The sequence below is a fragment of the Marinococcus salis genome, from assembly GCF_054971365.1.
In genome coordinates, this window is record NZ_JBQOJB010000006.1 from 89845 (window position 1) to 105653 (window position 15809).

General features: G+C 45.5%; 16 protein-coding genes. 11 read left to right on the forward strand and 5 right to left on the reverse strand.

Going from position 1 to position 15809, the window contains the following annotated elements; genetic code table 11:
- The first annotated feature begins 95 nt into the window (after window positions 1-95).
- Together ACTTK6_RS07645 and fabF are read left to right on the forward strand one after the other, a co-directional pair.
- Complete coding sequence (locus ACTTK6_RS07645; RefSeq protein ID WP_462833104.1) at window positions 96-269, forward strand: hypothetical protein; 174 nt, start codon at window positions 96-98, stop codon at window positions 267-269.
- 154 nt (window positions 270-423) lie between these two features.
- The gene (fabF, locus tag ACTTK6_RS07650; protein WP_462833105.1) at window positions 424-1668 is read left to right on the forward strand and encodes a beta-ketoacyl-ACP synthase II; all 1245 of its coding nucleotides are present in this window, start codon (window positions 424-426) and stop codon (window positions 1666-1668) included.
- A gap of 38 nt (window positions 1669-1706) precedes the next feature.
- Here the strand turns inward: fabF and ACTTK6_RS07655 are convergent, their stop codons facing one another.
- The 4 genes from ACTTK6_RS07655 to ACTTK6_RS07670 form a co-directional block, all read right to left on the reverse strand.
- Window positions 1707-4262 carry a CBS domain-containing protein gene (locus ACTTK6_RS07655; RefSeq protein WP_462833106.1) on the reverse strand — a complete coding sequence of 852 codons (2556 nt, stop codon included), beginning with the start codon at window positions 4260-4262 and terminating at the stop codon, window positions 1707-1709.
- A 13-nt stretch (window positions 4263-4275) separates the two neighbouring features.
- A complete protein-coding gene (locus ACTTK6_RS07660) occupies window positions 4276-4554 on the reverse strand; it encodes a hypothetical protein (protein ID WP_462833107.1) in 279 nt (92 codons plus the stop codon).
- An 83-nt stretch (window positions 4555-4637) separates the two neighbouring features.
- Window positions 4638-5627 carry a tryptophan--tRNA ligase gene (gene trpS / locus ACTTK6_RS07665; protein WP_079475892.1) on the reverse strand — a complete coding sequence of 330 codons (990 nt, stop codon included), beginning with the start codon at window positions 5625-5627 and terminating at the stop codon, window positions 4638-4640.
- A gap of 208 nt (window positions 5628-5835) precedes the next feature.
- Window positions 5836-6831, reverse strand: coding sequence for a sodium:calcium antiporter (locus ACTTK6_RS07670; RefSeq protein ID WP_094908496.1), 996 nt, complete (start codon window positions 6829-6831; stop codon window positions 5836-5838).
- 174 nt (window positions 6832-7005) lie between these two features.
- Between ACTTK6_RS07670 and ACTTK6_RS07675 the strand changes: the two genes are divergently transcribed.
- The gene (locus ACTTK6_RS07675) at window positions 7006-7287 is read left to right on the forward strand and encodes a YciI family protein (protein ID WP_079475894.1); all 282 of its coding nucleotides are present in this window, start codon (window positions 7006-7008) and stop codon (window positions 7285-7287) included.
- 5 nt (window positions 7288-7292) lie between these two features.
- Window positions 7293-8168, forward strand: a complete 876-nt coding sequence (locus ACTTK6_RS07680; protein ID WP_094908497.1) for an NAD(P)-dependent oxidoreductase — start codon at window positions 7293-7295, stop codon at window positions 8166-8168.
- 52 nt (window positions 8169-8220) lie between these two features.
- On the opposite strand, the gene ACTTK6_RS07685 is transcribed toward ACTTK6_RS07680, so the two are convergent.
- Window positions 8221-8748 (reverse strand): HD domain-containing protein, encoded by a 528-nt coding sequence (locus tag ACTTK6_RS07685; RefSeq protein ID WP_094908498.1) that lies wholly within the window; start codon window positions 8746-8748, stop codon window positions 8221-8223.
- 321 nt (window positions 8749-9069) lie between these two features.
- On the opposite strand from ACTTK6_RS07685, the gene ACTTK6_RS07690 reads away from it, so the two are divergent.
- The 7 genes from ACTTK6_RS07690 to ACTTK6_RS07720 all read left to right on the forward strand — a co-directional run bounded on the left by ACTTK6_RS07690 (window position 9070) and on the right by ACTTK6_RS07720 (window position 15797).
- A complete protein-coding gene (locus ACTTK6_RS07690; protein ID WP_462833108.1) occupies window positions 9070-10278 on the forward strand; it encodes a putative glycoside hydrolase in 1209 nt (402 codons plus the stop codon).
- A gap of 202 nt (window positions 10279-10480) precedes the next feature.
- A complete protein-coding gene (locus ACTTK6_RS07695; protein ID WP_079475897.1) occupies window positions 10481-11053 on the forward strand; it encodes a GNAT family N-acetyltransferase in 573 nt (190 codons plus the stop codon).
- Window positions 11054-11071: 18 nt separating this feature from the next.
- Complete coding sequence (locus ACTTK6_RS07700) at window positions 11072-11212, forward strand: hypothetical protein (protein ID WP_022795166.1); 141 nt, start codon at window positions 11072-11074, stop codon at window positions 11210-11212.
- Window positions 11213-11321: 109 nt separating this feature from the next.
- On the forward strand, window positions 11322-12773 hold the full coding sequence (gene aldA / locus ACTTK6_RS07705; protein WP_094908754.1) for an aldehyde dehydrogenase: 1452 nt from the start codon (window positions 11322-11324) through the stop codon (window positions 12771-12773).
- A 382-nt stretch (window positions 12774-13155) separates the two neighbouring features.
- A complete protein-coding gene (gene spxA / locus ACTTK6_RS07710; RefSeq protein ID WP_022795164.1) occupies window positions 13156-13551 on the forward strand; it encodes a transcriptional regulator SpxA in 396 nt (131 codons plus the stop codon).
- Window positions 13552-13852: 301 nt separating this feature from the next.
- Complete coding sequence (gene mecA / locus ACTTK6_RS07715; RefSeq protein WP_079475899.1) at window positions 13853-14515, forward strand: adaptor protein MecA; 663 nt, start codon at window positions 13853-13855, stop codon at window positions 14513-14515.
- Window positions 14421-15797: a competence protein CoiA gene (locus ACTTK6_RS07720; RefSeq protein WP_462833109.1), complete on the forward strand. Its 1377-nt coding sequence runs from the start codon at window positions 14421-14423 to the stop codon at window positions 15795-15797. Before mecA ends, ACTTK6_RS07720 begins: the two co-directional genes overlap by 95 nt.
- Window positions 15798-15809 lie beyond the last annotated feature (12 nt).

A 15809-nucleotide genomic window follows, 5' to 3' on the forward strand; every position in this document is an offset into this window, starting at 1 on the left:
TTTCTTTTGTGAGAAGAAAGGAGGATAATCACTTGGATTAGCAGATGCCTGCTTGTATAATTGCCGGGAAGGCGGTAAGAAGCGGGAGGGATGACATGACAATGCAGCGTGCTGTGGCAGGGGTAATTATTTTTATCTGTGTATTAATTGCTGTATATTCAGGCATCGTTTATTTTTTTCAGGGCAGCCAGACGACAGCTGTTCTTACAGCCATTATAGGAGCGTTAATCGCTGAATGGACCTATCACCGGTCGTTTGTAAAGGAATAAAGGTTATATGAACAAAACGGCGTGCAGAAAGTAGACAACTGTGCCCTATTCGTATAAAATTATTGCCAGACTAATGAAAATATCCAGTCTGATTCGGTACATAGGCCTGGAGAATATACAGGAAAATGCGGAAGATAACAAAGGAGAGAGTGGCATGAATGAAAACAGGCGAGTGGTTGTAACGGGAATGGGAACAGTCAACCCGTTAGGCCAGACAGTGGAATCCTCATGGAAAAACGCTGTCGACGGATTATCCGGCATTAATGCTATTGAGAGGGTGGATGTTTCTGAGCTTCCGATGAAAATCGGGGGAGAAGTCACAGATTTTGACCCTTCGGCTTATTTGGAAAAGAAAGAACTTCGGAAAATGGACCGCTTCACCCAGTTTGCAATTGTTGCTTCCATGCAGGCACTCGAAGATGCGGATTACACAATTACAGAAGAAAATGCAGCTCGGACTGGTGTATGGATTGGATCTGGCATTGGTGGAATGGAAACGTATGAAACCCAGTTCCAAAATTTTATGGAGCGTGGCTATAAACGGGTAAGCCCGTTCTTTGTGCCAATGATGATTCCGGATATGGCTTCCGGCCAGGTTTCCATCTATACAGGGGCCAGGGGAGTGAATTCCTGTACGGTTACGGCATGTGCTACAGGCTCCAACTCCATCGGAGACGCCTATAAAGTAATTCAGCGCGGCGACGCTGATGCTATGATTACCGGGGGGACAGAAGCGCCGATCACAAAAATGGCAATCGCCGGATTTAGTTCCGCCAAAGCGATTACCATGAATGAAGACCCGGACACAGCGTCCCGTCCGTTTGATAAAAACCGGGACGGGTTCGTGATGGGTGAAGGAGCAGGCATCTTAATGCTGGAAAGTCTGGAGTCCGCTGAAGCGAGAGGCGCAGAAATTTATGCTGAAATCGTGGGCTACGGCTCCACCGGTGACGCCTATCACCTGACGGCACCAGCGCCGGACGGCGAAGGGGCTCAGCGGTCCATGCAGATGGCTATGGATGATGCCGGACTTAAAGCAGAAGATATTCAGTACATTAACGCTCACGGCACAAGCACCCAGTACAATGATAAATTTGAAACTACTGCCGTGCGTAAAGTGTTTAAAGACCACGCGGACCACGTATGGATGAGCTCGACGAAATCCATGACCGGCCATCTGCTTGGAGCAACCGGGGGAATTGAAGCCATTTTCAGTATTCTATCGTTAAAAGATAATGTAGTACCGCCGACCATTAATCTGCACGAGCCGGATCCGGAATGCGATCTTGATTACGTGCCGAACGAATCCCGTAAAGGCGACATTCAGGCTGTTCTCAGCAACACCTTTGGATTTGGGGGGCATAACGCTACCCTGGCATTTAAAAAATGGAAGGCATAAAAAGAGCCCGGGCAAAGCGCCCGGGTTTTTTTATGCACTTAGGGCTGGCAGCTGTGAATAAGAGCTTCCGCGTAATTGAGCGCTTCCTGGGAAGAAGTGATTTCTTCATTAATAATGGCTTTTTCGGTTTCACTGATAATGAATTTATAGAGCGGTCCGGGGCGGAGCCCGAGGCGCCGAAGGTCAGCGCCGGAAATCCAGGAGGGAAGCTCTTGCCATTTCTCCTGGTATTGTCTGAGCAAAGACGCTTTTTCCGGCTGCCGGGCACTGTATTCAAGGCAGTAAACAGCGATGTCAACTGAAAGAGGGGAGACATGCGCAGCTATCCGGTGAAAATCTCCGGGTCTTTCAATAGAGAGTGCCCAGCTTTCATCGAGCAGGTGATGCACATGCCGGACCAGCTGTTTATCCTGTTTCCGTACGGCCACCCGCCCAGCTGATAGCACCCGCCCGCTTTCCTGAAGAAACAATGGCAGCAGGGTCATGAACAAAGAGGATTGAAGACTGGTGATATAAGGAAGCAATCGTTCTGCCGTATTATCCCAGACCGCTCCAGGCAGAAAGGCAGATAAAACATCTAGCTTCTGGAGACGGTGAAATAGCTGGGCAGGAGGCATTTCAGCTGTGAGTCGCTGAAATTCAGCCAGTATTCTGTCTGTCGACAACGCATGAATAGCGTTAACCGCCTGGGCAATAAAAGCTTCGGTTTCATGATCCATAGCAAAATCAAAGCGATGTTCAAAGCGGATAGCCCGAAGAATGCGGGTGGGGTCCTCCACAAAGCTTAAATTGTGCAGCACCCGGATAGACCCTCGTTTTAAATCCTCGAGCCCGGAAAAATGGTCAATGAGATTCCCGAACTCTTCAGGATGAAGGGCAAGAGCCATAGCGTTAATCGTAAAATCCCGCCGGAATAAGTCCTCTTTTAAGGTAGAACTTTCCACGTCCGGCAGGGAGCCGGGCTTTTCATAAAATTCGGTGCGTGAGCTTGCGATGTCCATTTTTAATCCGTCCGGCCAAGTAATTGTAGCAGTTCCAAAAGCTTCGTGCTTATGAATTTCACCGTTCCACTTGGAAGCGATATCTGAAGCAAAGGCAATGCCGTCGCCTTCGACAGCAATATCTATATCTTCATTGCCCTTCTGTAGAATAATGTCGCGAACGACGCCGCCAATTAAATAGGTGCGCAAATGCTGCCGGGCGCCTTCTTCACCGACTGCCCGAAGCCACCGCTGAATCGAATCAGGCAGAGTCATGCGCATGTTTTCTTCCATATTGACCGTTTCAGAGGCAGTAGAATCTTCACGAAGGCGGGCAATGATGTCACTGCGCGAAACGAGGCCGATTAACGCCCCGCGGCGGTCGATAATGGGCAGCCGGCCAACGTTATGCTGAACCATCTGCTGCTGCAGTTCTTCAAACCGGTGGTGTGGGGACGCGGTATGCAAATTAGAGCTCATGTATCCCTTAACAGGAGCATGCCCCAGCTGATGATGCATTGCTTTATCAATATCGCGGCGGGAAATAATGCCTGCCAATTCATACTGGTCGTTTACGACCGGGAAGCCACTATGGCCGTAGCGGAGTACCATACCTTCTGCTTCTTTGATGGTCGTTTCAGGTTTTAACGTCTTCACCGGCCTGCTCATTAGTTCTTCTGCAGTAATGGAACGTCCTACTGCAGCCTGGAGCTGTGATTTAATCTGGTCATAAACATCATCAAGCAGCTGATCTTTGATGGTGGCAGACCCGGCCCGGGAATGTCCGCCACCGCCAAAAGGGGCTAAGATATCCGGGAGATGAATGCGGTCGGTAGCCGATCGGCCGATAACGAATATTTTTCCCTGGGCTTTGGTCAAGGTAATGACAGCGCTAGCACCGGTTGTTTCTATCAAATTCGAAGTAACGGTATTCAAGCCGCCGATGTGCTTGTCGCCGGCATCAAATTTTGTGATTAAAAGCTGAAGTCCTTCGCGTTCGATGATCTCTGCTGCTCCGAGATATGCCCGTAGAGCATACTGCTGATCCGGAGAAAGAGACTCTTCCATATATTGACCCACAGTATCTAAATTCATGCCCTGCTCCATTAAAAATACTGCAGCCTGCAGATCTCTAAGCGTTGTACTCGGGTAGACGAGCGATCCGGTATCGGTATATAACCCAAGAGCTAACAGAGTGGCCTCGGTTGGAGTAAGAGAGAGCTGGCGCTGTATTAGTTCTTCAATAAGAATGGTGACGGCAGCGCCTGTTGGTTCGATCCTTGCATCGATTGCTGCTTCCGGTGACCCAGGCACTTTTTTGTTTGTATGATGGTCATAAATAATCCAGTGCGGTGCTGAGGAAAAAGTGAGTCCGTCCCTGGCCCGGTCCGGTTCGGAGACATCAGTCAAAATTACTGTATGCAGATCATTCCAATCGATATGGCGGGAGGACACAAATGGAAATTCATCTTTAAAAAGCGCCAGGTATTCATTAACTTCTTCGGATTGATCCTCCTGCAGAACGAGACGGGCTTCCGGATAAAGCCTGGAAGCAGCTACAGCAGAAGCGAGAGCGTCAAAATCCATATGGCGGTGGGTTAAAATTACATCCATGGCAGCTGCCTCCTTAGTCGCTGTTTTTTACATGCATCAAATGACTGTGGAAGTGATTGAGCGCCATGGTAAGAATGGCTTCAGGCCGGGTCTGGTCGGCCACCATATTCACTTCGTCAAAATACCGGGTAATATCTTCAAGCTGGTCTTTTTGCTCCTTGTATAAATGAACCTGCAGCACCCGGGTTTCATTTGCAAGTTCCCGGGCCAGCTGGTTGATGGACTGTTGCAGCTCCTCAGATTGTTTAAGCAGCTCGCGCAGCTGTTTTTGTTTTTCTTCTCGTACAGTCACTTTCGACCCTCCAGGTGCGAGATATATTTCCTCTATACTAATACCCGGGAAGGAAAAAATAAAAGCTCCCGGCTTGGGAGCTTCTACCTTTTCTTTCGTTCAAGGCCCATAGCACGCTCTGCTTTTGCAAGCATTTTGGAGGAGGCCAGGCGGGCCGTTTCTGCCCCTTGATCTAATATCTCATCGAGCTCTGAAGACGCCATCAGTTCTGCGTGGCGCTCCTGAAGCGGCACGAGAATATCAGCAACAGCGGCACCGGTCTCTTCTTTAAGAGAGCCGTAGCTTTCTGAGCTGAGCTTTTGCTCCGCCTCTTCGATGCTGATGTTTTTAGAAATAGCGTAAATAGTAAGGAGGTTGCTTACTCCGGGTTTATTTTCAGTATCATAGCGGATCTCCCGTCCCGAATCCGTAACAGCGCTTTTCATTTTCTTCATGATCGTCTTTTCATCATCAAGCATAGAGATGAAAGCTTTTTGATTGGAATCAGATTTGCTCATTTTCTTATCCGGATGCTGCAGAGACATAATCCTTGCCCCGTTTCCGGCAATTTTTGTTTCCGGAACGGTGAAGATATCATTGTATTGCTGATTGAAACGTTCAGCGAGCGTCCGTGTCAGTTCCAGATGCTGCTTCTGGTCTTCACCGACGGGAACAATATCTGTACCATATAAAAGAATGTCTGCTGCCATCAGCGGCGGGTAAGTCAAAAGAGCGCCGGGCACTCCTGAGCGTCCTTCAGCCTTGTCTTTAAACTGGGTCATGCGTTCAAGCTCCCCGATATAGGCAATGCATTGAAGCATCCAGCCAAGCTGGGCGTGGGCAGGAACCTCCGATTGAATAAAAATCGTTGCTTTTTCAGGATCGAGGCCGGCGGCGATATACAATGCTGCCAGACTCCGAGTGTTGTGCTGCAGCTCCTGCTTACCTTGAGGCACTGTGATAGCGTGCTGGTTTACAATGCAGAAAAAACTGCGGTAGTCCTTCTGTAAATCGACAAAATGTTTGATTGCTCCCAGATAATTGCCGATGGTAGGTGTTCCGCTCGGCTGGACACCGGAAAAAACGGTTTTCATATTATACATCCTTTCATCCAAAACTTACTTCCGCTGATTTTTATATTTAAGAACAAGAAGGGCGGACCACTCAATAACGAGTACGATAAAGAGAATAAATCCCGGCCAGGCGGGAAATCCTCCGAAGCGAGCCTGCAGGGCAAGCGCTGCTATCCACAATAGAGCTGTTATAAGCATCCACAGACGAAGGCTGCTTTTCATGGCTTCATCACCACTCAGCCCCCAGGCCGATAAAGGTTAAGTAGGAGGCGATAAAGTAAACAATGACAAGGGTGATGGAAGGCCAGAGATAGAAGGCTGGTGTTTTCCGCTTGCTGCCTCGCAGGACCGCGTAAAATACTATGGCAGCAAGAAGCGTAATGCCGAGAGAAGTCACCAGGTTTGTCCGGCTTGCTGCGGAAATGATTGGTTCTCCTCTGTAAAAAATATCACTCAGGGCAAGCAGGGTTAAATTGAACAAGTTGCTTCCCAAAATAGAACCCAGCGCCAGATTGTAGTTTTTCAGCTTCATCGCTACATAAACAGAAACTGCTTCAGGCAGGGAGGTTGAAGCAGCTATTAAAAAACTGCCGATAAAACTTGAGCCCAGGCCTGTTATTACAGCGATCTGGTCGCCGGTGGTCGTGAGGACTGTACCAGCGGCCAAGGTGAATAAAGCAGCGATAATAAATCCAATTCCAGCCTGGCGCAGTGAAAGATTCGGCTTTGGCACCTCTTCTTCTTCTTCGTCTGGAATAACCCCTTCATTCTGGCGGTTTGCCCAGACTATCCCGACTGCATAAAAAATTAAAAGGGCGAGCGCATCAACACCGACACCAAAAATATTCCAGGACAGCTGAAGAAGAAAAGCTGCTCCCGTGACAAAAGCAAGCAGCGCTCCAAGTCCGGCTGTATATGTATGCCCTGGGGAAACTCGGTTGAACAGCCTTCTTCGGCGGTAAAAAATATCAAATACAGCAATAATAAGAATGTTAAATAAATTACTTCCAAGCACGTTGCCTACGGCAATATCCGGATTATCCAGAAATACAGCCGTTAAACTCGTCGTAACTTCCGGCAGGGAAGTGGCTCCAGCAAGTAAAAGAGTACCGACCATCATGCCGCCAAGAGAAGATTTTTCGCTGATAATATCAGAGTACGAAGACAGCTTAGTGGCAGCGATAACTGTAACAACAGCCGCTATAAAAAAGAATACAAAGACCAATGATGGGGTCCCCTCTCTAACAATAATTTCAGCTTAAAACGCTTTAGAACAGGGTTAGTGTACCTTAACTTGCCCGGAAGGTCAAAAGGAAGCTGCGTGAAAACCCCTTCATCTATGTAAATATTGGAGGACAACGTCTATAATAAAATAGAAAGACTTCAAAGGAGGGCTACTATGAAGATATTTGCTGTACTGCTTACAATGAAAGACGAAGAAAAATCGCAAAAGTTCCGTTCCCAGCACCTGAAGTTTCTTGAGGATGAAGAACTGAACGGGAATGTGCTGGCTTATGGGCGTTTTGTTGATGGAGCCGGAGGTTTAATCATGTACCGCGGAGAAGAAGAGGAGGCTGTACGGAAAATAGTTGAACAGGATCCTTACATACAGCTTGGCGCCCGGGATTATCACATGCATGAGTGGGATATGAACTCGCATGTCTGGACGAAAGGAGAATAGTATTTATGAAAAAAGCTGCTTTCATCGGCCTTGGAAACATGGGCATGCCGATGGCCATTAATATTTTGAATAAAGGATTTGACGTATACGGAATCAACAAAGGAAACGAAAAGGAAGATCGCTTTCAAAAAGCCGGGGGCACTACCGGCATCACTCCGGCTGAGGCAGCTGGGCAAATGGATGTCGTCATGACCTGCCTGCCGAAACCAGAGCATGTAGAGGAGATGATGCTCGGTGAAAACGGGGTAATTACGAATGCTTCGCAGGGACTTCTCGTCATCGACTTCAGTACGGTGTCGGCAGAGCTGCATGAAAAAATTGAAGCAGAGGCAGCTCAAAAAGGCGTGGATTATCTGGATGCTCCGGTCAGCGGTGGAACAACGGGAGCAGAAGCAGGAACGCTTGCTGTCATGGTTGGCGGGAGCGAACAAGCTTTTGAAAAAGCGGGGCCAATTTTTGAAGCGGTAGGCAAAAATATTACGTATGCTGGCAGTATCGGTAAAGGCACCAAAGTGAAATTGATTAACCAGTTTATGGTAGGTATGCATACCGCAGCGGTAAGCGAAGGGTTAACAATGGCCGAAAAAGCCGGAGTTGATCTGGAAATGCTTCATTCCGTTATTACTAACAGCATGGGGCAGAGTAAAATCTATGACCGTCACTATACAGAATTTCTTCATGACAATAAAGAAGAGCCTGGATTTGCGCTTGAACTGCTTTTGAAGGATCTCGGCCTGGCTAAAGAAATGAGCGATCGTGTTGGAATTTCTCCAAGAGCGGGAAGAGAGGTACTTTCATTGTTTGAAGGAGCAGATCGCGAAGGATTCGGGAAAAAAGATATGAGCAGCTTGTTTTATTACGTAAAAAACAATGAAAAATAAAATATGTAGACACGGAACCTGCCTTCCTGCGTGAAGGCGGGTTCTTTTCATTTTATGAATGCATAGCTTCCGAAACAGCACGCCCAAGGCGTTCGTCGAGAGAATGAAGGCGGGTGAATGCTTCTTCTTCTGTAATCGACCGGTAATGATGCCTTCCAGACGGCTCTTCGTCAAGTTCATCTGCATCCGCAACTACTTGCTGCAGCGGAGTGCGCTGGATATTAGCTGCCGGAAGATACGAATCGGTATGCAGTAAAACGGCCATACTGACTTCTTTTGCCCGAGCCGGTTCTTCGCCGAGCCGGATTAACAGCTTGTGCGCCCGCTCTGCTCCCTTAATAGCATGAATGTCGTTCGTCCGGTACTCTTCAAAGTCCCATTTCCCATTTTTGTAAAAAAGGTAATGGCCCATATCATGCAGGAAACCAGCTTTTACAGCGAGATCAACATCCACGTTTCGTTCTCCGGCAAGCTCTAATGCTATATCAGCCACACGGATGGCATGGGCAAGTCCGGAACGGCGGACATACTTTTGAGTAATTGGGTGTTTGTAAATATCAATCATCGTTACTCTGCTCATTATTGTTCCTCCTTTGTAGATTATTTTGCAAAAGGGCCCCGGCCAATGAAGGCTAAGGACCCTGTGGAAGTACTGTAAGTTTTAAAGATATTTTTAATAGTATAATAACTGTGAGCCCAGATTGCAAGAGAAATGAAAGATTAACTGCCATTCAGTTATTATTTTAAATATTTAAATTTATAAGCAAAAAAATAGCTGAAAATTAAAAGGATGGTTGGTAATATGTATTATTACACGTATAATTGAATAAAGAAAATAATTCCAGTAAACAGTGACTATTTAATTGCTTTTTTTACAAAAAATATCGAAGGCAGGGACAATATGAAAAAAAATTTAGGCATTTGGACCTTAGCAGCAGTATTAACTGTTGTTTCAGGACTTACTGTGGCAGAAGCAAAAGCAGAAGAAGGAAACGAACACGATTTGGCGACGATGACGGCCGGCGGGCATACATTAACCCTAGCAGGCAGCATGCCGCGCTTTACATATGACTCAGGGCTGGATTTCAGCTACCCTGAAGAGGGAGTTAAAGGAATATATGTGACCGGTCACTCAGCGGGCGGCGCTCGAATGGATAAGTTAATTGATCTTATTGATTCCACGGATCTGAACGCCATGGTAATAGATATTAAAGACGATCACGGGAATTTAACATTCAGCGTGCCGGAAGGCTCGGAGCTTCCTGATATAGGGAAAAATATGATCAAAGATCCCGAAGCCCTGATGAAAAAACTGGAAGAACATAATATCTACCCAATCGCCCGTATCACTACCTTTAAGGATAATGTGCTTGCCAAAAAGCACCCGGAATATTCCTATCAGACAGCTGGGGGAGCTACGTGGTCGAATGGAAGCGGCCATATGTTTACTAACCCGTTCATGAAAGAAGTATGGGATTATAATCTTCAAATAGCAGAAGAAGCGGCGAAGCTCGGTTTTCAAGATATCCAGTTCGATTACATTCGTTTTCCGGAAGGGTTCGAAACGCGGGATGACCAGCTCACTTACTCTACTGGCGACTATGATAACGGGGATGACAATGTGCAGGAAAGAGTAGACGCCGTTACAGATTTTGTCGCCTATTCTGAAGAGACGCTTCAAACAAAGTATAATGTAAATGTCTCAGCAGATATCTTCGGTTATTCAGCTACCCAGGAACGGGCTCCGGGTATCGGCCAGGATTTCCGGCTGATTTCTGAAAATGTAGACGTTATCAGCTCCATGATCTACCCAAGCCATTGGGGGAGCGGTTATTTTAATATTGATAAACCAGACAAACAGCCGTATGAGGTGATCGATGCTTATGCAAAGGCAGAAACAAAGATTTTATCAAGTCTCGAAGAGCAGCCGATAACCCGGCCGTGGATTCAGGATTTTACTGCAAGCTATTTAGGAAGCGGTAATTATCTTCATTACGGAAGCACTGAAGTAGAGGCGCAGATTCAGGCGCTGCAGGATAACGGCATTGAAGAGTACCTGCTGTGGGACGCCCAGAATTCTTATTCCAAAGGTACAGACTATACGCCGTAAAAAGAAAATCAAAGGAGCGGGGGATGAAAACCGCTCCTTTTTGCTGTGCGCACGAGTGTGAAAGAGTAAATGCAACAACATTTCTCTTTGGGGCTTGTATATAGGAAAGAGCGCCTTCAGAAAGCTTAAATAAGTACTGAAGACACTTACTATATACCAGGTTTCGCGTTATAATATACTTAACACAAATTTGGGGGTCATTATGTCTAAACTAAACTGGTACGAAAAATTGAACCAATACTTTCCAGTTGAAGAGATGAAATCAAAAAAGCATATGGAAGTTCTGCTGGATGAAAAAGGTGATATTTACCATAAGGATGAGGGACCTCGCCATGTTATGATGTATGTAGAAACCGAAGAATTTGTTTTTATCGACTACCTGCTGGTAGCGAAGGAAGCTAGAGGAGAAGGACTCGGACAGAAATTACTTGATAGCCTTAAAAGTAAGAATAAACCGATAATTTTAGAAGTGGAACCCCTTGATTATGAAGAAAGTGACACAGCGAAACGGTTTCGTTTTTATGAAAGAGCCGGGTTCCGGCAGGCGAAATCCATCGGCTACAGCAGAATTTCTCTGGCAACAAATGAAGTGAACACGCTCGAAATTTTGTATTGGTCGCCGGACGATGCCTCAGAAGAAGTTATTTATGAAAAAATGAAGCATACGTACAAAAACATTCATACGTACAAAGACGAAGAAATCTATGGTAAAGCGTATCAGGATGTGACTGAAGTGCTCACGTATGATAACAAAGATGAATTAAAGAACGCTTAGAAAGGAGGGCGAAGCGGTATGAAAAATGCAGTTGCAAAAAAACGCAGAAAAATGAAAAGAGAAGTGCTGCGGGATATGCTTAAAAAGAATCTCAAGGGCCTGAACAAAGAAAAATCGCCCGAAAAGGGCGTTCCAACTCCTTCAAGACACACCGCTTAATACAATGGAAGCGCAGCTCAGACGGGCTGCGTTTTTTATATGCCGTAAGGTTTGAGAGGCTGGTTGAGGTGGAACAATCCTTAATGTAAAGAAAATAGGAGGGTTTCTAATGCAGACACATCAACTGTATATCAATGGAGAATACGTAAACGGATCTAGCGATGAATATATTGAAATTGAAAACCCGGCGACGGAAGAAACCATTTCGCGTACGGTAAAAGCGACAAAAGAAGACGTGGATAAAGCTGTTGCTGCCGCATCTGCAGCCCAAAAAGGATGGGAACTGACACCAAATATCGAACGCGGTAATATTGTCCGCGCTCTTGGAGATAAAATTGAAGCAAACAAAGACCGCTTTATTGATCTTCTGCAGGAAGAGCAGGGCAAGGATTACGGACTTGCGAGCGGTGAAGTGGAGCTTGCTATTGATTATTTCCGCTACATGTCCGAGTGGGCAAGAAGAATTGAAGGAGAGATTCTTCCGAGTGATCGGGAAAATGAGAATATTTTCATTTACAAAAAACCGATAGGAGTCGTCGGAGGCATTGTGCCTTGGAATTTTCCAGTATTTATTTTAGCCAGGAAAGTAGCCACGGCTTTGGTGACCGGCTGTACAATTGTCCTTAAGCCGAGTCAGCAGACACCGAACACAGCCATTGAATTCACGAAAATCATTGACGAAATGGATGAAGTGCCAAAGGGCGTCTATAACCTGATTACAGGTACAGGCTCGGAAATAGGCAACGCCCTTGCTTCTCATGAAAATGTAGATATGATCACAATGACAGGCAGTGTGCCTGCAGGAACAAAAGTAATGGAAGCTGCGGCGCAGAACATTACAAAAGTGAATCTGGAGCTTGGCGGGAAAGCCCCAGCCATTGTAACAGCAAACGCAGATATCGAGACTGCAGTGAAGCATATTACAACCTCCAGGCTTGCCAATAATGGCCAGGCCTGCACGAACGCAGAACGGGTGTATGTGCATGAAAGCATAGCTGAAGCATTTACCAAGCGCCTGCAGGAAGCGTTTGAACAAAAAACAATGGGGGATCCGCGTGCCTCTAAAGATGCAGACGTCGGTCCGCTCGTAAGTAAAGATCGCCTCGATGAAGTGCATGCGATGGTGGAAAACGCTAAAAAATCTGGAGCGAAAGTAGTAGCTGGCGGTGAACAGGGTGACCAGAATAAAGGTTATTTTTATAAGCCGACGGTAATCAGCAACGCCCGTCATGACATGGAAATTATGCAGGAAGAAATATTTGGGCCGGTTATTCCTATCGATACGTTCCAAACACTTGATGAAGCAATAGAAAAAGGCAATGACACTGTGTTTGGCCTTTCCTCTTCTGTGTACAGTGAAGATATGAATGAAATTATGAGAGTAGTGAACGAGCTGCGTTTTGGCGAAACGTATGTTAATCGGGAAAACTTTGAAGCTGTGCAGGGATATCACGCCGGTTTTCGCAAATCCGGACTCGGAGGCGCCGATGGCAAGCATGGGGTGGAAGACTTTCTGGCCACACATGTTGTGTATATGCAGTATAATAACGAAAAAAATTAAAGAAATTTGGCTGGAGGGTGAACCTTCAGCCATTTTCTAACGTATGTATAGTAAGGGCGGAAACAATTGAATGATTTGTTGAAAAACAAAGCAAGTAATTGAGAATCGTTCATTCAAAATAAAAAGTGAACAGTTTAGATGAATTGTCACAAAACGTTAACAAATTAAACGCTTATAAAGTTTTAAAACCATGATGAAGAGGTATAAACAGAGTATTGTTGAATTAAAGTCCAAAAGTATAGTTGTTCACAAACTAATTAAAACCTCTTTTCAAATTAGAATAATTATTGTATAATAAGCTTGTGACTAAAAAGCAGAGAATATTATACGTTGTTTTCGCCCATTTTAATCCCAATAGTTGGGGAAGGAGAGATTTGTTAACATGGTGACATTGCTTACATCTCCAAGTTGTACATCCTGTCGGAAAGCGAAAGCATGGTTGGACGAACACGAGATTGCTTATAATGAAAGAAATATTTTTGCAGAACCTTTAACTGTGGATGAAGTAAAAGAAATCGTCCGCCTTACAGAAGACGGCACAGACGAAATTGTCTCCCGTCGTTCGAAGGTTTTTCAGGAATTAGACGTAGAAATGGAGAATCTTCCATTGCAGCGCCTTTTTCAATTAATCAGCGAACATCCCGGTCTCCTCAGAAGACCGATCATCTATGATGATAAACGACTGCAGGTAGGATATAATGAAGCTGAAATCCGTCGTTTCCTTCCAAGAAAAGTCCGTACTTTTAACTTGATGGAAGCGCAAAAAATGGTAAACTAAAAAGAAAGAAAAATTTCGGCGTCGGTCGGAATTTTTCTTCTTTTTATAATTACGCTTTGTTTTGCTAAAATGAGTTTCATTCCTTGACATGAGTGTGATTTTATCTGAAAATATAAAACCAAACCAGTGTTATATTATTGATGCTCCGCTCCCTCAACGAACGTTGCATCCTGGGATGAGCACAACTCACAAAGGGTCTAATACGGTGCTGTGATTAAAAGGATTACTATATGTTATTGTTAGGGTATAGTATTTTATAGTAGTCAGAAAACCGACCCTAGCTTGAGGAGGGAGAAAAATAGTGGAAATCGAAAGAATCAACGAGTCGACAGTGAAGTTTTACATTACGTACACGGACATCGAAGACCGTGGTTTCGATCGGGACGAGATTTGGTATAACCGTGAACGTGGAGAAGAATTATTCTTTGACATGATTAATGAAGCTCACGACTTAGAAAATTTTGAAATAGAAGGCCCGTTATGGATTCAGGTACAGGCACTCGACCAGGGCATGGAAATTGTTGTAACTAGAGGACAAGTGACTGATGGAAATGTGAAGCTTGAAATTCCGGTTTCAGAAAACAAAGAAGAAGCTCCGGTAGACGATAACATCGTAGATATGCTTGACGAACAATACCGTTCGTCAAAATCAGACAGAAATGGGTCGCTTGAGTCTGAGGATTTGGAAATCGTTATTTCGTTCCAGGATATGGAAGATCTAATCAGCTTGAGTAAAGCTTTTCATGTATCGGATGTGCACAATGAAGTATACTTCTTTGAAAACCGGTATTATCTTTATTTAGTATTTGATCAGCGTTATACAGAAGATGAACAGGACAATATGGTAAGCCACGTGCTGGAATACGGAAATGAATCAGATCTATCCATTTTCCGTATACGTGAGTATGGTACAACGATTGCCTCTGAACACGGTCTTCAAACCTTTAACGAAAACTTCTCATAAGTGTGTATCTCTAAGAGACTGGCGTGTGGCGCTGGTCTTTTATTTTTTTATAAAATCCCCTGCATGTCATTCCCCTGAAAGGCAGATGCTCATGTTTAATGCCCTTACCTCAGAGGGCCGGGCAATTTCAAGCCTGGATCCTTTCATTCACCCCCCGTACTACTGCCCGGATTGTCATCATGAATTACAACTGCGTAAAACCCGAACCACCCGTCCCCATTTCGTTCATTCCCGAAATGCGGATTGCATCCAAGTTTTTGGAGAGTCGGAGGGACATACACAAGGAAAAGCTTTGCTGGCAGACTGGCTCAAAGGCCAGAACCTCTCGCCCATTATGGAAAAACAATTACCAGAAGAAGGACGAAGAGCAGATGTATTCGTGCAATGGGCGGGTAACAACGTGGCTATAGAGATGCAGAGAAGCGCGATTTCTTCGTCATTGCTTTTGGACAGAAGCCGTACATATACAGACAGCAAGATCCTGCCACTGTGGATTTTTGATTCAAACCTGGTCCAGCGAAAAAGCAATGGACGCTGGTTTTGGAATGAAGCGGTGTGGGGTTCGGTGTTTTCTGGATATTTTAATGCGGTGCCTGTACTGAAGTGGTCTTCCCAGGAACTTCTAATTGTACAGCCATTTTTTGAAACCTCGCCTAATCGCATCGCAGCAAGAGCGTCAAGATTCCCGTTATCAGCTATTAAGCTGCCGCATTTTTTCACTCCCATGAACCTGCCCTTCGATGGTTACCGTGAAATACTTGCCCATAAATATAAATGGCGCTATACCTCTCGCCGATTTGCAGGATGCGGGCAGTATTGGGCCGGTTTGGAGATATATACGCGGTTTCTTTCCCACATCAGTATGCATCCTGCCGAATTAGGATGGCCGACACCGTATTGTTACGTTTTTCAGGGGCCGCCCCTCCTGTGGCAGACGCTGCTGTTTTACCGGGTTATTTACCAAAAAGGCGCTGCCTTAAAAAATATTTTAGCTTCTGTACAGGAGGATCCAATGCTCGCGCCTTTGATACGTCCGGGTCTTCGTTCGGAGGTGTATATGCACCAGGCGGTATGGCACTTTTTGCAGTGGCTTAAGGACCGGAAGGCGGTCTGTTTTCACAACGGCCGCTGGCATGTAAAAAAAGAGCTTCTGCCCGAAGTTTCGGTGGAAACAGGATGGTCGAAGGACCGCAGTTTCGTCAAAATGTTTACAGTCTTTCTCAAAAAGCTTGAAACAGAAAAACGATTCATTGGTACAACTGGAGATAGTTCGATACAATAGGAGTTAAAGATA